Below are 20,548 nucleotides of genomic sequence, written 5' to 3' on the forward strand. Positions count from 1 at the left end.
AAGCCAGATCCCTGCTCAAACTTAACCGGCCCGTACAACTGGCAGTACGGTAAACCCGTGTAAAGAGCGACCACATCCCACCGCTCCACCGGGTATTGATAGGGTATATGAATGACCATGAGCGAAAGTTTTGCTGAACTGTTCGAAGAGAGCTTAAAAACCGTTGACATGCAGCCCGGCACCATCGTGACCGGCGTTGTCATCGACATGGACAAAGACTGGGTTACGGTACACGCCGGCCTCAAGTCTGAAGGCGTCATCCCCGCCAACCAGTTCCTCAATGAAGACGGTGAACTGGACCTGCAAATCGGCGACGAAGTGCAAGTGGCCCTGGAAACCGTAGAAGACGGTTTCGGCGAGACCCGTCTGTCCCGTGAAAAAGCCAAGCGCGCTGAAGCCTGGAAAGTGCTGGAAGCCGCTCACTCTGCCGACGAAGTGGTTAAAGGTGTTATCAACGGTAAGGTTAAAGGTGGCTTCACCGTGGATGTGTCCAGCATCCGTGCCTTCCTGCCGGGCTCTCTGGTAGACGTTCGCCCCGTGCGCGATACCACCCACCTCGAAGGGAAAGAGCTGGAATTCAAGGTAATCAAGCTTGACCAGCGTCGTAACAACGTCGTGGTGTCTCGCCGTGCCGTTCTGGAGCAAGCCAACTCCGAAGAGCGTGAAGAACTGCTGGCTACCCTGCAAGAGGGTATGACCATTAAAGGTATCGTCAAGAACCTGACCGATTACGGCGCCTTCGTCGATCTGGGCGGTGTTGACGGCCTGCTGCACATCACCGATATGGCCTGGAAGCGCATCAAGCATCCGAGCGAAATCGTGAATGTCGGCGACGATATTGAAGTAAAAGTCCTGAAGTTCGACCGCGAGCGCAACCGCGTTTCTCTTGGTCTGAAGCAGCTGGGTGAAGACCCCTGGGTCAACATCACCGCTCGCTACCCGGAAGGCGTCAAGGTCAAGGCCGTTGTCACCAACCTGACCGACTATGGCTGCTTTGCCGAACTGGAAGAGGGTGTGGAAGGTCTGGTTCACGTCTCCGAAATGGACTGGACCAACAAGAACATCCACCCGTCCAAGGTTGTGAACGTGGGCGATGAAGTCGAAGTCATGATCCTGGATATCGACGAAGAACGTCGTCGTATCTCCCTGGGTATGAAGCAATGCCAGGAAAACCCCTGGGACGTATTTGCTCGCACCTACGCCAAGGGCGACAAGATCACCGGTAAAATCAAATCCATTACCGATTTCGGTATCTTCATCGGTCTGGATGGCGGTATCGACGGTCTGGTGCACCTGTCCGACATCTCCTGGCACGAAACCGGGGAAGAAGCGGTACGCAAGTACAAGAAGGGCGACGAGCTGGAAACTGTGGTTCTGGCCATCGACCCCGAGCGCGAGCGTATCTCACTGGGCATCAAGCAGCTGGAAACCGACCCCTTCTCTGAATACCTGGCCGAGAACGACAAAGGTTCCGTGGTCAAGGGTATCGTGAAGGAAGTCGAAGCCAAGGCGGCCATCGTGACTCTGGCGGAAGACGTGGAAGCGACTTTGAAGGCCTCTGAACTGAGCCGTGAAAAAGTTGAAGACGCGCGCAACGTACTGAAAGAAGGCGAAGAAGTCGAAGCCAAAATCATCAGTGTTGACCGCAAAAACCGCACCATCAACTTGTCCGTGAAGTCGAAAGACGTTGCGGAAGAGAAGACTGCGGTGAAAGAGCACAGCGCCAAAGCTTCTGAGCAGAGCTCGCCCACCACGCTGGGTGACCTGATCAAGGCGCAGATGAAGAACCAAGACTAATACGTTAGTCAGGTTGTTCTGAAAAAGGTCGGCATTTGCCGGCCTTTTTTTTGCCTGAAATTTATTCTGTTGCCTGAATCAACACCTTTGATCTCCGGTGTGGGCACATATAACTATAAAGTATAGCGAATGTCCAAAATAGTCCGGTTTTTGTTGGTAGTACACGCCTTCGTCCTCTAAGGTATAAGTAAGTGCCGCTAATGGCTGTTTTTTTCAGCGATAGCAGGCAACCCACTCAGCTGTAACTAAGAGGTCAACTATGGCGAATCGAGGAGAGCAGAATGTAAACCCCGAGAAGGGTTATATTGCATTGTTGGGATGGTCGTTGGGAGCCATTGAAGCGGCCGATAAGTTTGATCGGCGCTATGTGGTGGTCGCCCCGGACTGGGCGGAAGACTACTGCAAAGAACACGACATTCCCTATATCTCCTGGAACTTTGAACGGCTGAACGACCGCTCCATGGAAATCGCGCAAACGCTGAAGGATATGGGCGTGGATGTGGCGATTCCGCTTTTTGAGGAAACGGTAGAATGGGCCGGCGCCATCAATTCTGTGTTGTTGGATAACCCCCGTCTTTTTGGTCAGGCCATGCTCTTGCGCGACAAAGCGTTGATGAAGCGGCGCGCCCAGCTTGGTGGCATCCGGGTGGGTATTTTCGAAGAGGCCCATGATAAAGAGGATGTGGTGCGTTTTCTCAAGCGGGTCAATCAGACTCTACTCAAGCTGGACGGGGACCCCAACGACCCGATTCACCTGAAAGCCTTTGATAAAGCAGGGTGTCTGGGTCACCGGGTAATTCGCACGCCAGACGAAGTGGATGTGATCCCCGATGAAGAATTCCCCGTGCTGATGGAATCGCATCTGGACGGCTGGGAGTTCGCAGTGGAAGCCTGGATTCACAATGGTAAAATCCGGTTTCTGAATCTTTCCGAATACGTCACTCTGGGCTATTCGGTATTCGTTCCCGCTACACCCGAGCTGGAAAAATACCGGGAGCAGATTACCAAACAGATAGAAAAGCTGATTAAAACCTTCGATATCGAATTTGGCTTCGTTCACCCGGAATACTTTGTTACCAGTGATGGTGAAATGTACTTTGGGGAAGTGGCATACCGCCCACCCGGCTTCAAGGTGTTTGAGTTGCTCGAACGTGCCTACGGGTTTAACGCGTACCAGGGCATGATCCTCTCGTTTGATCCAAAAACGACGGAAGAGGAAATCACCAACTTCTTCCCTAAAGAGGTGGTCGACGCCAAAGGCCACGCGGGCTGTTTCGGGGTCTATCCGCGTCGGCGGGTGGTCAGCAAGCTGGAAATTCCGGAAGAGACGGAAGAGCATCCTTACTTCGATTTCCATGAACTGACGCCGCCGCTGGAAGAAACCGTGACCAAGCGGACCGCCTTTGGGACGCATTGGGGGCTGATTTACTTTTTCGGTGACGACCCCTACACAATGCGGGACCTGCTCAAACATCAGGAAGACCTGGATTTCTATGTATAATCGATAGTCTTGGGCAGTCAAACTGCCGCGACATAGTAGACTGTCGTTTATTTCAAAATGAAAGGGTAATAACCTGAGTGGATTCCGATAAACTGAAGCGGCTGTCCCAGCTGTTGGATGACGCCATCCAACAGCTGGCCGACAGCCGAGAGTTTGCCAAAATCACCAAGCTCCAGCGGCTGCTGGACATCGCCCGACGCGTTCTGCTCCAGGAGGGCGGCTGTGCCCTGCTGGAAGCCCGCGCCCAGCGGATGGAGGAGGCCGGCGTGTTCGATGGGTCCGACTGGGCCCAGCCCCAGACGCTGGTGCCGTCTCTCACCACGTATTCCCTGAAAAGTCCGGACGCGCCCACGGTGGTCATAGAGGCCATCAGTGAGCTGAGGTTGCTGGCTATCGCGCTCGGGGAATACATTCATCCTCATATGTCGGCCGAGCAGGCCCATCACTACTTGACCCAGGTCTTGGCCATCAACCTGGAGCTGCTCTTTGGCGCGCCCAGTGAGGCCGAGCGCGAGCAGCAGGGGCGTTTGGCCCTGGCGACCCGGTCGTTCTATCGGCATTTGGCCGAGCGGATCGGTTACGAGCACATCATCGATCAGTTGATCGAAGAAATCTGGCGGATTTTGCAGCAGCGGCCCATACAGGTCGATAGCGTCAAGCAGATGGTGACGCAGATCGCCGTCTGCCAGACCAACCCGGAGATTGATCTAGGGGTCAGCGGCCAGGGGGCCGATCGACTGATCAGCAGCCTCTATGGTCCGACCCAGGCCTGCCGGGAGGATCCGGGGATAGCCGTCTACCGCGAGCGCCTTGAAGCAATGGACGGTGGCGCACTTCAATATGAAGCCACCGGTTTTGCCCGGGCGATGCACGATACCGGCCTGGTATCGCCGTATCACCCGATACTGCTTCGCCACCTGCTTGAACAGGGTGATTACCTGCTTTCCGAAGCCTTGGGGTTGTCCAGCACCGGGCGGGATTGTCTGCTGTGCTATGGAGACCTGGTCCGGGCCACTATTGATCAAGCCATTTTCCCGGAGACGGCTCAGGGCATTTACGGGCTCGCCCTGATGCTTGAGCGCGGTATTCTCTACCAGCCAGCCTTGGCCCCGGCATTGTGGCGACAGCTGGCTCTGCCGGTTTCACCTTACTGTCAGGAGCGGTTGACCCTGATTTTCGGCTCCCAGCCAGCGCCGTCAGCCTGGTTGATGCAGGGCGTGTTATGCATGTTGGGCCAACCCCTCGGCGTGGGGCAGGGCAACAACCCAACCTGCCAGTCCGCTCGAGCGCTCTCCATGTGGGCCTATAGCGACCCCGATTACTTGCTCCAGATGGTGGTCTGGGCCGCCCGGGATGATGAAATCATCATTCACTTTGAAGGGCAGCCGATTTCTTCCCGAGAGAGTGAAGGCGGCGTCGCTTCCGACATTCCTATGGACCTGGACCCCGTGTCACTGCTCGTTGTGCCACACCTGGACCGGATTTATGCGGAAATGGGTCGGCGGTGTATCGATCGTGAGGGTGACCCGCACCGCTGGGTGAACCCCGAGTTTCATGGCTGGTGGTCCGGCCGGGGCTTCCGGATCAATGTGGATGTCGCCACGGGTCAGCTTTGGGAGCTGGATGATTTCCTACGTCATTTTTACGCCAGCTACCACCCCTATTACAACGGCAACCAGCCGCTCATTCATCCTCAACCGGCCGGAATCGCTGTGACAGACAGCGCCGCCCGTTTCGTGGGGTGGCATGCCATTACCATTCTGCGAGTAACGTTGGACCCGAAAGAGGTGATGCGGGTGTACTTCTTCAACCCCAACAACGACAGTGGGCAGGATTGGGGCGACGATGTTCTGGTCAGTACGGCCGGAAAAGGCGAGCGCTTTGGAGAGGCGTCGCTTCCCTTCGAGCAGTTTGCCTCGCGTCTTTACATCTTCCACTTCGACCCTCTGGAACCGGGTGAGCTGGCGCGTGTCTCAGAGGATGAGCTGCAGCGGGTCAAAGACCGCATTGTCAAAAGCTGGGGCGCCGATCGATTGCCTGCGGATGAGCTTCAGGCAAGCCATTTCTAGTGACTGAACGTCGATCACTTATCAAGTGATCGACGCTGCGGTTGCTAGTATTAAAGAACCTGTTTGAAGGAGACGAATATGAGCGTGAAAGATTTGGTCAAGACCGGCAACAAAGGTTCGAATACGTCTTCCGATCTCGCCGCCCTGAGGGCGTCGGCCACGGATAGCGCAGAGAAGATGTCTGAGGAGTTCCGCGAGCTGATCGCGGACCTGGAAGGGCTGATCAAAAAGTCGAAAACCGCCACTGGAAAAGAGCTGGAAGAGGTGAGAGAGGCGCTGGATCACCGGGTCTCGGAAGCAAAAACCTTGATGGAAGATCAAAGCCACGCTGTAGCCCAGAGGGCCAAACAAGCCTACGATGCTACCAGCGGCTATGTCCGCGAGCACCCGGTGGCGTCCTCCACCGGAGCGCTGGTGGCATTGAGCGCAATCTGCGGCTACCTCTGGTGGCGTCAGCGTTAAATTCGTATCCGAGGACGAACAGACGACTGGGACGACTACAACTGTTCGACCAAAGGGAGCGACTCCCTTTAGTCGAACAGTTGTTATCGAACAACGTCCAGCAATTGATCCAAAGCGATTCCCCAACCCTCATGAAAGCCCATCTGCTCATGTTTTTTCAGCGTCTCTTCATTGCCGTGCCGCGCGAGGGCGCGGTAAAGGGTGCCATCCGCTTCGGGGGTAAAGGTGACTACGGCGGTGAAGAAAGGCTCTTTGGCGGGTCGGTAACCCGGTAGAAGGGCGTCGGTGAAAACCAGCTTACGCTGGGGAACGATTTCCAGAAAGCAGCCTTCGTTGGGAAACTCCTCCCCTTTGGGCGAGCGCATCACGGTGAAGAATCGCCCGCCGGGGACCAGGTCGAGGGCGCACTGGCTGACGGTCCAGGGGCGGGGGCAGAACCACTGTTTCAGCAGCTCCGGCGTGGTCCAGGCCTTCCAGAGCTGTTCGGGGGTAGCGTCCACTTTCCGTTCCAGTACCAGGTCCAGGGCGGGGTCGGCTTCGAAGTATGAGTGTTGAGGCATGGTTTGGCTCCTTTTTTGGTTTTCAGGCCCGTCAGAAGTCGTCGGGATTCAGTGCATAGTCGCTTGAGCATAGACGAAATCGACAGGAGCAAGCCCTATGGCGCGACCCCCGTCAAGGCCACAGGGGAGGGGGACGATCTGTCGCGGCCACGATAACCACCCACATATTTCCGGCCCCATTCACTGCATCGGCCACAGCCTGGGCGGCGCCGTTGCCTCCCTGGTGGCTGACTGGATCAAAAGCCACCGCGCCAACCCCGTCAGACTCTATACGTTCGGTGCACCGCGCGTCGGCATGGAGAGTTTTGCCCGACGTCTTACCAACCAACTGAATACCGGTAATATTTACCGAGTACACCATAAAACCGACCCGGCTTCGATGATTCCCATCTACCCCTTCATCCATGCACCCATGCCCGGGGAAGGCTACCGTATCCCTTACGGGCACGGTGTCCTTTCATTTGCCGCGCACCGCATTGGTAATTATGTGGAGAGCACCCGCCATTGCAGCTGGTTGGCATTGAAAGCCCGGCCCAACCCGGAATTGGGTGAGCAGGCGCTTGAGCGGTGGTTGAACTCGGATATGCCGGACAACCCGGCGGACCCTTCCGTCTGGGAGCGTGTCAATGCGGCGATGGGGTGGGTGTTGGGCAAGATCAGTGCTGTTTTTCTGGCCCCGGTTCAGATGGCGGTCATGGGTGGTCTGACATTGGCGGATCGAATCGCCTTGGCCTTGCGTCAGGGGGTTGAGGCTTCAAAGGAGGTGGGTTTTTGGGTGGCTCGTTTGATGCGGCGAATCATGCAGTTGTTGGGCATCGGGGCGATCGTTAAAACCACGGCCGAGCTCACCCGTGAGTTGATGCGCTGGGTGCTGGCGAGGTTGATTGATCGCATGACCCAGATGGCGCAGCGGGCCCTTCGTCATTTGAATGGTCGTTAGTTTTTAGCTCGAACGACTCCGTGATGGCGTTATGTCCGGCCAGGAGTGGGATAGAGGGTATCCAGACACGCCGTAAACCCATCCCTGGGGGCTCGAATCGCGGGTCCCCCGCTCCACGGTCTGGATACCCTCTATCCCACTCCTGGCCTCAGTGCCACGCAACAATAATCTATTAGAGCGGCGGGTGGCGCGCTTCGCGCTTACCGCGCCCTACGAGTCAGAGACGTCCATCAAGAAAAAGGTGGCTGAATGTGTGAGGATAATTGTGGCACTTAGGTCCTGCGGGGCTTGTACTGTTTGTAGACTCTCTGAGGCATGGATGCCGATGAGAAGCCTCCATGGATGGATTCACGGCGGGTCTACAAACAGTACAAGCCCCGCAGGACCGGACGTGAAGAGGCACCACAACAAAACCTAGCAGGTCATGATGCTCCGACGTTAATCAGCCCCAGGTTCATACCCCAGGATAGGACTCAACCAACGCTCCATCTCCACCAGGCTCATATCCTTGCGCTTGGCCAGGCTCTCCACCTGATCCTTCTGAATTTTACCCACATTGAAATACTTCGACTTCGGATGAGAAAAATACCAACCGGAGACCGCCGCCGTGGGATACATCGCAAAACTGTCCGTCAACTCCAGGCCAGTGTTGTTCTCCGCATCCAGCACCCGGAACAGCGTCGCCTTCTCTGTATGATCCGGGCAGGCCGGGTAACCGGGGGCAGGGCGGATGCCCGTATACTTCTCCCGAATTAACTCCTCGTTCGACAGCTGCTCATCCGGCTCGTAGCCCCAAAACTCTTTGCGAACCCGGCGATGCATATGCTCCGCGAAGGCCTCTGCCAAACGGTCCGCCAATGCCTTGACCATAATGCTGTTGTAATCGTCCCCGGCCTTCTCGTACTCCTTTGCCAGCTCCTCGGCACCGATGCCCGCCGTGACCGCAAAGCCACCGACATAATCCTGCTTGCCACTGTCTTTGGGTGCCACAAAATCCGCCAGCGAATAGTTGGCGGGATCATTGCCCGGCTTCTGGTTTTGTTGGCGAATATGGTGCAGCGTGTCGATCACATTGCCTTGTTCGTCATACAGCTCGATATCGTCGTGCTGAACCGTGTTGGCCGGCCAGAAGCCGATCACGCCTCGCGCCTTCAGGCGCCTTTCGTCGATCAACTTGCGGAGCATTTTCTGGGCGTCGTCAAACAGATTGCGGGCCGCCTCTCCCACAACATCGTCATCGAGTATCTTGGGATACTTGCCCACAAGATCCCAGGACATAAAGAAGGGCGTCCAGTCGAACGTATCCAGCAGCTTCTCCAGCGGGTAATCATCAAACACCTTCAAACCGGTAAAAGCGGGAACCGGCGGGGTGTATTCATCCCACCCCATTTGGGGCGCGTTCTCAATCGCTTTGGGATAGGTGCGCAGGGTGCCACGCGGTTTGCGGTTGGCGTTACGTACGCGCACTTTTTCGTACTCGGTCTGCAGGTCAGAGACAAACTTGTCCCGGCTGGTCTCGGACAGCAGGTGACCGGCCACGCCAACGGCACGGGAGGCATCTGCCACGTACACGACCTGGTTCAAATTGAAGGCCGGATCGATTTTGACCGCTGTGTGTGCTTTTGAAGTGGTGGCGCCACCGATCATCAATGGCTTATCAATGCCCTGGCGCTGCATTTCCCGGGCGACGTTGACCATCTCATCGAGCGACGGGGTGATCAGGCCAGACAGGCCGATAATATCGCAGTTCTCTTCTTGGGCCACTTTCAGGATTTTCTCCGTGGGCACCATCACTCCCAGGTCGACGACCTCGTAGTTATTACACTGTAAGACCACGCCCACGATATTTTTTCCGATATCGTGAACGTCGCCTTTCACCGTGGCCATCAGAATTTTGCCGTTGGGTTTGCTGGCTTCGGTTTTCTCTTCCTCAATGTACGGCTGCAAGTAGGCCACCGACTGCTTCATGACGCGTGCGGATTTGACCACCTGAGGCAGGAACATTTTGCCGGCGCCGAACAGGTCGCCCACCACATTCATACCGTCCATCAAAGGACCTTCGATCACTTCCAGCGGCTTCGCGGCTCGCTGCCGGGCTTCTTCCGTGTCGTCGATAATGTAGGCGGTAATGCCTTTGACCAGCGAGTGCTCGATGCGTTTTTCCACCGGCCAGCTGCGCCACTCAAGGTCTTCTTTTTTCTCGCCGGTACTGCCGTCGCCTTTGTATTTCTCGGCAATATCCAGCAGCGCCTCGGTGCCGTTGTCGGTGCGGTTGAGCACCACATCTTCCACTTTCTCTTTCAGCTCCGCGGGCAGGTCGTCGTACACCGCCAACTGGCTGGCGTTGACAATACCCATGTTCAGGCCGGCGCGGATGGCGTGGTAAAGAAAGACCGAGTGGATGGCTTCGCGTACCGGGTTGTTGCCCCGGAAGGAGAAAGAGACGTTCGACACACCGCCGCTCACCCCCGCGTGGGGCAGGTTGTCCCGAATCCACCGAGTGGCTTCGATAAAGTCTACGGCGTAGTTGTTGTGCTCATCGATCCCGGTCGCGATCGCGAAGATATTGGGGTCGAAAATAATGTCTTGCGGTGGGAAGCCCACCTTGTCCACCAGGAGGCGATAGGACCGCTCACAGATTTCTTTTTTGCGCGCGGCGGTGTCGGCCTGACCGTCTTCGTCAAATGCCATCACCACCACAGCGGCGCCGTACCGGCGGCACAGACGGGCGCGCTCGATAAACTCTTCCTCGCCTTCCTTCATGCTGATGGAGTTGACGATGGGTTTGCCCTGAATGCATTTCAGGCCCGCTTCGATGACGGTCCACTTCGAGGAGTCCACCATCACGGGGACCCGAGCAATGTCCGGCTCGCCTGCGATCAGGTTGAGAAAACGAACCATCGCCTTCTCGGAGTCGAGCATGGCTTCGTCCATATTGACGTCCACCACCTGGGCGCCGCCTTCCACCTGCTCCAGCGCCACTTCCAGTGCGGTGGTGTAATCCTCCTCCATGATCAGCCGCTTGAACCGGGCAGAGCCGGTCACGTTGCAGCGCTCGCCCACGTTGACGAACAGCGACTCCTTGGTGATGTTGAACGGCTCCAGGCCGGACAGGCGACAGGCCGGTTCAATCTCGGGCTTCGCGCGGGGAGCGTGCTTGGCGACAGCTTCGGCGATGGCCTGAATGTGTTCGGGCGTGGTCCCGCAGCAGCCGCCAATGATGTTCACCAGCCCGCTGGCCGCAAACTCCTCGACCACCGCCACCATTTCTTCGGGCGACTGGTCGTATTCCCCAAACTCGTTGGGCAGACCGGCGTTGGGGTGAGCGGAAACCCAACAATCGGCCACCCGGGACAGTTCCTGCACATAGGGGCGCAGCTCCTCCGCACCCAGGGCGCAGTTCAGCCCCATGGAAAAGGGTTGGGCGTGCGACAGGGAGTTGTAAAAGGCTTCGGTCGTCTGGCCGGACAGGGTGCGACCGGAGGCATCGGTAATGGTGCCGGAGATCATCAGCGGCAGCTCGACACCATTCTTCTCGAAGTATTCCTGCACCGCGAACACGGCGGCTTTGGCGTTCAGGGTATCGAACACCGTCTCCACCAGGATAAGGTCGGAGCCCCCGCGCACCAGTCCGTCCAGCGCCTCCAGGTAGTTGTCCACCAGCTCGTCAAAGGTAATATTGCGCGCGCCCGGGTCGTTCACATCCGGTGAGATGGAGCAGGTACGACTGGTCGGCCCGAGCACCCCGGCCACAAAGCGGGGCTTGTCCGGGTTGTCGGCGGTGTAGTCGTCGGCAATTTCCCGCGCCAGGCGGGCGGCGGCCTGGTTGAGCTCCGGCACCAGCTCTTCCATCTCGTAGTCGGCCATGGAGACGCGAGTGGAGTTGAAGGTGTTGGTTTCGATGATGTCGGCGCCGGCGTCCAGGTAGCCTTTGTAGATGTCTTTGAGCATGACCGGCTGGGTGATGGCGAGCAGGTCGTTGTTGCCGGCGACGTCCCGGTGGTAGTCCGCAAAGCGCTTGCCCCGGTATTCGGCCTCACTGAGTTTGAGGTTCTGGATCATGGTGCCCATGCCGCCGTCCAGTATGAGGATGCGCTCGCGCACCAGGCGGTGGAGGGAGTCCAGGCGGGTTTGGCGGTCTTGTTCCAGGGTCATGGAGTACCTATTCAGTGGGCGTTGACGTCGTTCGAAAGGGCGTGGATTTTAGCAGAAATGGCGCGCCGCCGCAGGTTCTAGGTGGGCTGAAGGGGTTTCCTAGGTCTGTTGGTTGTCGTGAAGTCCGGGCCGCTGCGGTGTATACCCTTCCAAGACACGCCGTAAACCCATCCCTGGGGGCTCGAATCGCGGGTCCCCCGCTCCACGGTCTTGGAAGGGTATACACCGCATCGGCCCTAAGTGCCAAAACTCGCCTTGGGTGACCAACAGCAGCGTAGGGTAGGTAAGTGAAACGCCACCTACCTCTTTACATTCCCTGACAAACGGTAGGTGGCGCTTCGCTTTCCTACCCTACACATCTACTCCTTGGGCATAGCCGTAAAGACTCGGGATATTGATGGCACTGAGGTCAGGGGTGGGGTATGGCGTTTCAAGACCGTGGAGCGGGGGACCCGCGATTCGAGCCCCCATGGATGGGTTTACGGCGTGTCTTGAAAGGCCATACCTCACCCCTGACCGGAACATGATGCACCTCCAACCCCGGACCCTTTGTCTAACACGCCGATATCCCGTAAAATACCCGAGTAAATCAATCAGGTATACAGCTACCTAACGTACCGGAGTGCCAACCGCCATTATGGTTAACGTACAGATTACCGAATCCGCTCAGCAGTACCTCAAAGAACTGCTGGACAAGCAGAAAGACAGCGAAGGCGTGGGTATCCGCATGTTCGTCGCCAGCCCGGGTACCCCCCAGGCCGAGACCTGCATCGCCTACTGCCGCCCCGGCGAGGAAAAGGAAGACGACGAAGTGGTCGAGCTGACCGGCTTTAAGGCCTATTTTGAAGGCCGCAGCCTGCCGTACCTGGAAGACGCCAAGGTCGACTACTCCTCCGACCGCATGGGCGGGCAGCTCACCATCCGGGCGCCTAACGCCAAAATGCCCAAAATCAACGACGACAGCCCCCTCGAAGACAAAGTGAACTACATCCTCTACAACGAGGTGAATCCGGGACTGGCATCCCACGGCGGCAATGTGAGTCTGGTCGAGCTGACAGACGACAACCTGGCCATTCTGCGCTTTGGCGGCGGCTGCCAGGGTTGCGGCGCTGTGGAAGTGACGTTGAAGAACGGCGTGGAAACCGCGCTGATGGACAAGCTGCCCGAATTGAAAGGCATTCGGGACGTCACAGACCACACTGACCGCACCAACGCCTATATTTAATCTGTTCGACACCGCCCGCCCTGCACATTTCTCCATATTTGAGGGGCGGGTGTAAATTGGTGTAAAACCAGCTGCCAACCCGTTACAAATACCTCACAATAGCCTCATCCAAGCTCAAAATAAGTCAAATTCAACCAAGAGTGATAATGACGGATGGTGGCTCACCGACAGGTACTGCGAAAAGCGGCGTTTCTCGTCGTGGCGATTCTGGCCCTTCTGGCACTGATTCAGTTCTGGCCCAGCGACTCCGATAGCGGCATCCTCGCGACTACCGAGGTGCGCCGGGGCTATATCGAATCCGTGGTGACCGCCACGGGTGTACTGCAGCCGCGCACCTATGTGGACGTCGGGGCCCAGGTCTCCGGTCAGTTGGAAGCCATACACGTGCAGATCGGGGACGAGGTGGAGCAGGGGGAACTCCTGGCGGAGATCGACCCCACGGTCTATCGCGCCCGGGTCGATGGCACGCGTGCCCAGTTGCGCAACCAGCAGGCGCAGTTGAAAGACCGGAAAGCACAATTGACCCTGGCGCAAATCCAGCTCAAACGACAACAGAACCTGTTTGCCGAGGATGCGACCACCCGCGAAGCCCTCCAAAGTGCCGAGGCGTCTCTGCGCTCGGCCGAGGCGCAGATCGAAGCATTGAGTGCCCAGATTGATCAGACCCAGTCCACGTTGCGTGCCGAAGAAGCCAACCTGGAGTACGCCAAAATCTACGCACCCATGAACGGCACCGTGGTCACCATCGACGCCCGGCAGGGTCAGACCCTGAATGCCTCCCAGCAGACCCCCTTATTGATGCGCATTGCCGACCTGGAGACCATGACCGTGCAGGCGCAGGTCTCCGAGGCGGACATCGGAAAACTTGAACCGGGCATGCCGGTGTATTTCACCACGCTCGGCAATCAGGGGCGTCGTTGGGAAGGGACTCTGACTCGTCTTGAGCCAACGCCGCTGGTCGAGAATAACGTGGTGTTGTATTACGCCCTGTTCGATGTTCCCAACAGCGGCCGGCGGCTTCTGCCCCAGATGACCGCCCAGGTATTTTTTGTGTCTGGCCGCGCCGACGACGCCCTGATCGTCCCGGTGTCTGTGCTGAGTTACGACAAGGGCGCCCGTGCTTCAAACGACGACTCGGAGGCCGGACGTCCGGCTCGAGTTTCGGTGGTTCCTGCCGGGACTGAGCCGGACGTTCGTCAGGTGCGCGTCGGAGTGACCGATCGGGTTCATGCAGAAATACTTTCGGGGCTGGAAGAGGGCGAGACCGTGCTGATGAGCGGCCCCGAAAGCCGAAGTCGTCGCGAACAGGGTGATCGGATTCCCCGGATGTTTCGCTGATGTCTGTCACACCGTTACTGGAACTGCGCGGCGTCACCAAGAGTTATCACAACGGTGAACTGGAAACTCGCGTTTTGCACGGTATCGACTTGACCGTCTACCCAGGCGAGTTTGTTGCCATCATGGGCGCGTCCGGCTCCGGTAAATCCACTCTGATGAACATCATCGGTTGTCTGGATAAACCCACCGAAGGTTTATACCGTTTTAATGGTCGCGATGTCGCCAACCTGGATCGAGACCAGCTGGCGCAACTGCGACGGGAAGCCTTCGGCTTTGTGTTCCAGAGCTACAACCTCCTGCCCGGTGTGAGCGCGCTGGATAACGTCGAGATGCCGGCCATTTATTCCGCGCTGACACCCGCGCAACGCAAAGCGCGGGCGAGTGAGTTGTTATCGACACTGGGCCTGGCGGATCGCCTCGACCACAGACCGAGCCAGCTCTCCGGCGGACAGCAACAGCGGGTCTCGGTCGCCCGGGCGTTGATGAACGGAGGGCAGATCATTCTCGCCGATGAGCCCACCGGCGCGCTCGACAGTCAGAGCGGGCGTGATGTGATGGACCTGTTGCGATCCCTGTCTGCCCAGGGGCATACCATTGTCCTGATCACCCACGACGCCGAAGTGGCCAAGCACGCTCACCGTCGCATCGATATCAGTGATGGTCGTATCGTGGCCGATCCGGGACCGCAAACTCCATCGACCACGCAGACCGACCCCTCCGATCAGCCCACTGCCGACTGGCACCGTGACCCGCCCTTTACCAATGAGTTGGTGGAAGGCAGCAAAACCGCGTTTCGCTCTCTGAGCAGCAATTTATTCCGAACCGCGCTCACATTGCTCGGCATCGTCATCGGGGTCGCCTCGGTGATCACCATGCTGGCAATCGGCGACGGTGCGCGTCAGGAAGTGGTGGACCGCATCAGTTCCATGGGCAGCAATCTGTTGCTGGTCCGCCCCGGCGGGCCGGACCAGAGGGGCGGACGCTGGACGGTCACCACTTTGGTGCCCGAAGACATGGACGCGATCAATGTGATCGTGCCCAACGTGATCGCCGCGATTCCGGAACTGACCGGTGGGCAAACATTGCGCTACGGCAACGCCGACCATCGAGCGGAGATCAACTCCACCTCCTTTCAGTTTCCCCAGGCCCGTCAGTGGTCAGTGGCGAGCGGGAACTTTTTCACCCGGGAACAGCAGGACGACTACGCCTCAGTAGCCGTCCTGGGTCAGACCGTGGCGGACTCGTTGTTTGATGATAAAGACCCGTTGGGCGAGTACATCATGATTCATAAGGTCCTGTTCCAGGTGATCGGGGTCATGTCCGAGCGGGGCGCCTCGCCCATGGGGCAGGACCAGGACGACGTGGTGCTGGTGCCTTATACCACGGGCAGTCTGCGTATTTTCGGTCAGCAGCATTTGCGCAACATTACCGTTGCCGTTGACGATACCAGCCAGATGAATGCCACCCAGGACGCGGTGCATCAACTGCTGTTGCAACGCCATGGCACGGAAGATTTCCAGATTCGCAACATGGCTTCCCTGATCGACACCATTTCCGAAACCCAGGATACCCTGACCTGGCTGCTCGGTTCCATCGCCGCCATTTCCTTGTTGGTGGGCGGCATCGGCGTGATGAACATCATGCTCGTCAGCGTCACCGAACGGACCCGGGAAATCGGCGTGCGCATGGCCACCGGGGCACGCACGCGACACATCCTCCAGCAGTTCCTGATTGAAGCGTTGGTGGTTTCTGCCTTGGGCGGATTGATTGGCGTTGTCATGGGACTTGGCGTTGCGGCTATCGTCGGTTACTTCGGCACGCCGATTCATTACTCGGTTTTACCGGTGGTGTTGGCCTTCAGTTGTGCCTTTGCCACCGGGTTGATCTTTGGTTATTTGCCAGCGCGCAAAGCGTCCCGGTTGAACCCGGTGAACGCACTGGCGACGGAGTAAACGTTATGAAAAGTCCCCGAATGGTCAGCGCCGGAATGTTCAACCGCTGTGCGCTGGGCATGCTGCTGCTCGCGGCGGGATGCGCGCGAGTGGAACCGATTGACCGACCCGAATTGGATTCGGCGTTGACCTGGAACAGCGTTGTGGCAGATGAGCCGCACTCGATGGACGTCGATAAATGGTGGCAGCGCTTCGAGTCTCCCGAACTCAATGGGCTGTTGACGCTTGCCCTGGCACAGAGCCCCGATCTTGAGGAGGCGGAACAGCGGCTGCGCCAGGCCCAGTGGCAACTGCGCAGCGCCGGTGCAACGGTGTTTCCTTCGCTGACATTGGGCGCCAGTACCCGCAGCGGGCGCAGTGAGAATGAGAACGGTAATTGGCAGGAATCCGAATCCACCTCGGCCAATGTTGGGCTCAGTTACGAGTTGGATCTGTGGGGTCGCGTCGCGGCTGAGCGGACGGCGGCGCGGGCCAGTTTTGCGGCCAGTGAGTTTGATTATCGGGCGGCGCGCTTGAGCCTCACCGGCGCGGTGGCCAACGCCTGGTTTGAATACCAGGCCCTCTTGGCTCGAGTGGAAATTGCACGGGAAAATATCGCGCTGAGCGAAGAGGTCATGCGGGTGGTGAACGTCCGCTATCAAAATGGCGCCGCCAGCGCCGCCGATGTGGCCCGCCAGCGCACCAGTCTGTTGTCTCAAAAAGCGCAGCTGCCACCACTGCAGTTTCAGGCGGAGCAAACTCGCCGGGCCGTGGCGGTGTTATTGGGGGAGTGGCCTCAGCGTTTGTCGCTTTCCGAAACCGCCTTTCAGGCCATTGCCATTCCCGAGCTCGCCCCGGGCACACCGGCGCAGGCACTGTACCAACGGCCCGACATTGGCGCGGCGGAGGCTCGCCTGCAAGCGGCCGATGCGAATGTGGCGGCGGCGCGGCGTGCATTCTTGCCGGAGTTCAGTTTGAGCGCCGGTATCAGCCTCGCCACCGATGGCCTGTTTTCCCTGAGTAACGCAGAGGAAGGGCGCAATGTTGCACTGTCGCTGAGTCAGTTGTTGTTTGACGGCGGTCGCACCCGGGCGCAAACGAACGTGACCGAAGCACGTCGACTCGAATTGCTCGCGCAATACCGACAGACATTGCTCACCGCCCTGCAGGAAACCGATGATGCCCTGGGCCAAGTCGCGCTGCAGCGCCAACAGGCCGTGAGCGATCGGGCGATTCTGGAACAGGCCGAGCGCACCCTGAGATTGACCGAGGTGCGCTATCGGGAAGGCAGTGACGATCTGCTGACCTTGATCGACGCCCAACGCAGCCTGTTTCAGGCGCGGGATCAATTGATCCAACGCCGACTGAACCGCTTAAGCGCCGCCGTGACACTCTATCAGTCGATTGGTGGCTAAGCGTGGTGCCTGCTAAACCGCCGAGGCAGACGATACCTTTCCGGGACACGCCGTTAAACCATCCATGTAGTCTCGACTGTCGCTATCCCTGCGACAGACGGTCCCGGAAAGGTATCGTCTGTCTCGGCTCCCGCCTGCCATGCCCAAACAAGTCCCGAAAACCGGAATGTCTCGCGCTAATAATTCAAGCCGGCCAGCCAGTCCACTGCCGGTGCCGGCCAGACGCCGAGCACAATCACCAATAGCGCCAGCACCAGTACGATGGTGTCGTTCAGCCAATGCCCTCCGCGGCCGGCGCGACTGGCGTCGGCCGCCTCGCGCAGAAAGAGCGCCACCATCACCCGCAGGTAGTAATAAAGACCGATGGCACTGCCGGCAATGACGGCCGCCACCAGCCACCAGCGTTGGGCGTCGACGGCGAGTGCCAGAATGTAGAATTTGCCGATAAAACCGGCGGTAAAGGGAATGCCCGCCAGCGACAACATGGCCACGGTGAGTGCTGCGGCCAACCAGGGCCGGCGCCAGAAAAGGCCGCGATAGTGTTCGAGGTTGGACGCTTCCTCCGTGCGGCAGGGGCTGGAGAGCAGGGTCACCACACCGAAAGCGGTGAGCGTCGCCACCAGATAGGTGATGAGGTAAACGCCTGCGGTTTCCACCGCAAAGCGACTGCCGATCACCAGTGCGACCAGAAGATAGCCGAAATGGGCGATCGAGGAATAGCCCAACAGACGTTTCAAATCCGACTGCCGCAGGGCCAGCAGATTACCCACAATCATCGTCAGTATCGCCAACCCGGCGAGCAGGGCCGAGAGCGCCTCGTCCCGAAACGTCGGAACTTCCAAGACCAGCCGCAACAACACCACGAATACCGCCAGCTTGCTGATGCTCGCCAGCAACATGGTCGCCGGCACCGGCCCGCCCTGGTACACATCCGGAGTCCAGAGGTGAAAGGGTACGATTGAGAGTTTGAAACCCAACCCCACCAGCATCAGCCCCGTTCCGGCGAGCGCCCAGGGTCCCATCTCCGATGCCAGGCCTGTAAAATCCAGCGCCCCGGTCTGGGCGTACAGCAGGGCCATACCGAACAGTAAAAAGGCACTGCCGGCCGCGGAAAGAATCAGGTACTTGAGGCCGGCCTCAAGCGAATGAGAGGACTGGAAACGATAGGCGAGCATGCCGTAGAGCGGCATCGACAGCAGCTCAAGCCCGAAGAACAGACTCGCCAGATGCTGACTCGCCACCAGAATCAGCGCCCCGGCGGCGGCGCACAACAACAGCAGATAAAACTCTTCCCTCGGTCCGGTATAACCGCGCAGGTAAGTGTGGCTGAGCAGTGCCACCACCAGCGACGAGCCGAGAACCATCAGTGCGGCAAAGTGGCTGAGTCCGTCAAACACCAGTAGCGGCGTTTCCGCGCTGTCGGGTGTTTGCAACGCTAATTGCAACACCAGTGCACCGAGCAAACCGACAATAGTCACCAGGGCCGACACCGTGTGCATCCGCTGCCAGGCGATACCCAGCAATACGGTCACCGCGGCGGCACAGACCAGAGCAAACGGCCCGAGAGACAGTAGAGGTAAGGGTGCCGGCATCATTTCCCTCCCAGGTTAAACGTGGAACTGACAGCCGGCACCTCGAACAGGCGCTGCACGTTGCTCATCACCGCGCCGGTGGTATCCAGCAGGGGTTGCGGATACAGGCCGAACAATAGCACCAGGGCGAAGGTGCCCAGCATCATCGAGTACTCACGCACGTCCAGGCCCGGCAGTGGAGAGGATTTTTGCGCGGGACCGAAATACACTTTCTGCATCAATGTCAGCGCGTAGACGGCGGACAGGATCAGGCCGCCACTGGCGAGCACCACGATCCAGGGCGCGGCCGGAAAGGTGCCGAACAGCACCATGAACTCCCCCACAAAGTTGGCGGTGCCGGGCATGCCCACGGCGGCGACCGCAAAGCCCAGGGAAAAGCCCGGCAGGCTGCCAAGCCGGCCCCAAAGGCCGCCCATACGGGTCATATCGCGGGTGTGTAAACGCTCGTACAGCTGACCGCTGAGAACAAACAACCCCGCTGCGGAAAGACCGTGAGCCACCATCAAAACCAGTGCGCCTTGTAGGGCCAGGGTTGAACCGGAGTAGATGCCGATCAACACAAAACCCATGTGGGAAATACTGGTGTAGGCAATCAAACGTTTGATGTCTTTCTGGCCGCAGGCGAGCAGCGCGCCGTAGAAAATACCGAACACGCCCAGGCCCATCGCCACCGGTGCGAACTGCGCTGACGCCTCGGGAAACAGGGGCAGGGCGAAGCGCAGTAGGCCATAGGCCCCCGTCTTCAACAGAATCCCGGCCAGGTCGACACTACCGGCGGTGGGCGCCTGAGCGTGGGCATCCGGCAGCCAGCCGTGGAGGGGAACCACCGGCAGCTTGACCGCGAAGGCGATAAAAAAGCCCAGCATCAACAACAGCGCCAGCTCGTTCGACAACGTCGTTGCCAGCAGGGCCTCATAGCTGAAAGTCAGTTCACCGGTTTCGGCCTGATGCGCGAACACCAGGGCCAGGATCGCCGCCAGCATCAGCAGACCACTGGCCTGGGTGTAGATGAAAAACTTCACGGCCGCGTAGGTGCTGGTTTTGCCACCGGGCTCGCTGTGACCCCAGAGCGCGATCAGGAAATACATCGGCACCAGCATCATTTCCCAAAACACGAAGAACAGGAACAGGTCCACGGCGAGAAATACGCCCACCACGCCCCCGAGTACAAACAGCAGGTTCAAATGGAAAAATCCGATACCTTCCTGCACTTCTTTCCAGGAGCAGAGCACGGCGAGAATGCCGAGAAAACCGGTGAGCGCAATCAGCACCAACGACAGGCCGTCCAGCGCCAGATGTAACTCAATGCCGAATCGGGGAATCCACGGCAGGCGCAGCTCCCGTAGCCAGGCGGCCGCCCCCGGATCCGCAAGCCGGAAATCGGCGCCGGCCCAAAGCGCGAGCGCAGTGACCAACACCGCCACCATGGTCGCGAGCGCAATCCAGCGCGGCGCTTCGCCCCAGCGGTCACCCTGCCAACAGAGCAGGCCGCCGAGAAACGGAATCAGAATCAGGCCGGCGAGAATCATGAGCGCTTGACCTCCCGTCTGTTCGCGTTGTTGT

Annotated in this window: 13 protein-coding genes; 9 read left to right on the forward strand and 4 right to left on the reverse strand. The window is 58.6% G+C overall.

The genetic code is table 11. The features are described from left to right. Positions 1-117: 117 nt before the first annotated feature. The 4 genes from rpsA to G547_RS0107025 all read left to right on the forward strand — a co-directional run bounded on the left by rpsA (position 118) and on the right by G547_RS0107025 (position 5,829). Positions 118-1,797, forward strand: a complete 1,680-nt coding sequence (gene rpsA / locus G547_RS0107010; RefSeq protein ID WP_027329238.1) for a 30S ribosomal protein S1 — start codon at positions 118-120, stop codon at positions 1,795-1,797. A gap of 259 nt (positions 1,798-2,056) precedes the next feature. Further along, positions 2,057-3,298, forward strand: a complete 1,242-nt coding sequence (locus tag G547_RS0107015; RefSeq protein WP_027329239.1) for an ATP-grasp domain-containing protein — start codon at positions 2,057-2,059, stop codon at positions 3,296-3,298. Between the two features lie 77 nt (positions 3,299-3,375). After that, positions 3,376-5,367, forward strand: a complete 1,992-nt coding sequence (locus G547_RS0107020; protein WP_027329240.1) for a hypothetical protein — start codon at positions 3,376-3,378, stop codon at positions 5,365-5,367. Between the two features lie 78 nt (positions 5,368-5,445). Further along, the gene (locus G547_RS0107025) at positions 5,446-5,829 is read left to right on the forward strand and encodes an ElaB/YgaM/YqjD family protein (protein ID WP_027329241.1); all 384 of its coding nucleotides are present in this window, start codon (positions 5,446-5,448) and stop codon (positions 5,827-5,829) included. Between the two features lie 83 nt (positions 5,830-5,912). On the opposite strand, the gene G547_RS0107030 is transcribed toward G547_RS0107025, so the two are convergent. Beyond that, positions 5,913-6,389: an SRPBCC family protein gene (locus G547_RS0107030; protein ID WP_027329242.1), complete on the reverse strand. Its 477-nt coding sequence runs from the start codon at positions 6,387-6,389 to the stop codon at positions 5,913-5,915. Between the two features lie 97 nt (positions 6,390-6,486). Between G547_RS0107030 and G547_RS0107035 the strand changes: the two genes are divergently transcribed. Continuing rightward, positions 6,487-7,329 carry a lipase family protein gene (locus tag G547_RS0107035; protein WP_027329243.1) on the forward strand — a complete coding sequence of 281 codons (843 nt, stop codon included), beginning with the start codon at positions 6,487-6,489 and terminating at the stop codon, positions 7,327-7,329. Between the two features lie 438 nt (positions 7,330-7,767). Here the strand turns inward: G547_RS0107035 and metH are convergent, their stop codons facing one another. Beyond that, complete coding sequence (gene metH / locus G547_RS0107040; protein WP_051234967.1) at positions 7,768-11,484, reverse strand: methionine synthase; 3,717 nt, start codon at positions 11,482-11,484, stop codon at positions 7,768-7,770. A gap of 637 nt (positions 11,485-12,121) precedes the next feature. On the opposite strand from metH, the gene nfuA reads away from it, so the two are divergent. From nfuA to G547_RS0107060, 4 genes are all read left to right on the forward strand, one after another. Then, positions 12,122-12,709, forward strand: coding sequence for a Fe-S biogenesis protein NfuA (nfuA, locus tag G547_RS0107045; RefSeq protein WP_027329245.1), 588 nt, complete (start codon positions 12,122-12,124; stop codon positions 12,707-12,709). 153 nt (positions 12,710-12,862) lie between these two features. Next, positions 12,863-14,047, forward strand: a complete 1,185-nt coding sequence (locus tag G547_RS0107050) for an efflux RND transporter periplasmic adaptor subunit (protein WP_027329246.1) — start codon at positions 12,863-12,865, stop codon at positions 14,045-14,047. Then, the gene (locus tag G547_RS0107055; protein WP_027329247.1) at positions 14,047-15,999 is read left to right on the forward strand and encodes a MacB family efflux pump subunit; all 1,953 of its coding nucleotides are present in this window, start codon (positions 14,047-14,049) and stop codon (positions 15,997-15,999) included. The genes G547_RS0107050 and G547_RS0107055 overlap by 1 nt, the downstream gene beginning before the upstream one ends. Positions 16,000-16,004: 5 nt before the next feature. Then, entirely contained in the window at positions 16,005-17,393 is a 1,389-nt protein-coding gene (locus G547_RS0107060; RefSeq protein ID WP_084645747.1) for an efflux transporter outer membrane subunit, read from the forward strand. 176 nt (positions 17,394-17,569) lie between these two features. Here the strand turns inward: G547_RS0107060 and nuoN are convergent, their stop codons facing one another. Beyond that, the gene (nuoN, locus tag G547_RS0107065) at positions 17,570-18,985 is read right to left on the reverse strand and encodes an NADH-quinone oxidoreductase subunit NuoN (protein ID WP_027329249.1); all 1,416 of its coding nucleotides are present in this window, start codon (positions 18,983-18,985) and stop codon (positions 17,570-17,572) included. Continuing rightward, positions 18,985-20,514, reverse strand: a complete 1,530-nt coding sequence (gene nuoM / locus G547_RS0107070) for an NADH-quinone oxidoreductase subunit M (protein ID WP_027329250.1) — start codon at positions 20,512-20,514, stop codon at positions 18,985-18,987. The genes nuoN and nuoM overlap by 1 nt, the downstream gene beginning before the upstream one ends. Between the last annotated feature and the right edge of the window lie 34 nt (positions 20,515-20,548).

Origin of the sequence: Marinimicrobium agarilyticum DSM 16975 (assembly GCF_000423345.1) — a bacterium.
GTDB classification, from domain to species: domain Bacteria; phylum Pseudomonadota; class Gammaproteobacteria; order Pseudomonadales; family Cellvibrionaceae; genus Marinimicrobium; species Marinimicrobium agarilyticum.

Bases quoted from the DNA above. Each gene is read 5' to 3' on its own strand.
- G547_RS0107015 (WP_027329239.1), top strand. From the start codon at position 2,057: ATGGCGAATCGAGGAGAGCAGAATGTAAACCCCGAGAAGGGTTATATT.
- rpsA (WP_027329238.1), top strand. From the start codon at position 118: ATGAGCGAAAGTTTTGCTGAACTGTTCGAAGAGAGCTTAAAAACCGTT.
- G547_RS0107060 (WP_084645747.1), top strand. From the start codon at position 16,005: ATGAAAAGTCCCCGAATGGTCAGCGCCGGAATGTTCAACCGCTGTGCG.
- nuoM (WP_027329250.1), bottom strand. From the start codon at position 20,514: ATGATTCTCGCCGGCCTGATTCTGATTCCGTTTCTCGGCGGCCTGCTC.
- G547_RS0107035 (WP_027329243.1), top strand. From the start codon at position 6,487: ATGGCGCGACCCCCGTCAAGGCCACAGGGGAGGGGGACGATCTGTCGC.
- G547_RS0107030 (WP_027329242.1), bottom strand. From the start codon at position 6,389: ATGCCTCAACACTCATACTTCGAAGCCGACCCCGCCCTGGACCTGGTA.
- metH (WP_051234967.1), bottom strand. From the start codon at position 11,484: ATGACCCTGGAACAAGACCGCCAAACCCGCCTGGACTCCCTCCACCGC.
- G547_RS0107050 (WP_027329246.1), top strand. From the start codon at position 12,863: ATGGTGGCTCACCGACAGGTACTGCGAAAAGCGGCGTTTCTCGTCGTG.
- nuoN (WP_027329249.1), bottom strand. From the start codon at position 18,985: ATGCCGGCACCCTTACCTCTACTGTCTCTCGGGCCGTTTGCTCTGGTC.
- G547_RS0107055 (WP_027329247.1), top strand. From the start codon at position 14,047: ATGTCTGTCACACCGTTACTGGAACTGCGCGGCGTCACCAAGAGTTAT.
- G547_RS0107025 (WP_027329241.1), top strand. From the start codon at position 5,446: ATGAGCGTGAAAGATTTGGTCAAGACCGGCAACAAAGGTTCGAATACG.
- nfuA (WP_027329245.1), top strand. From the start codon at position 12,122: ATGGTTAACGTACAGATTACCGAATCCGCTCAGCAGTACCTCAAAGAA.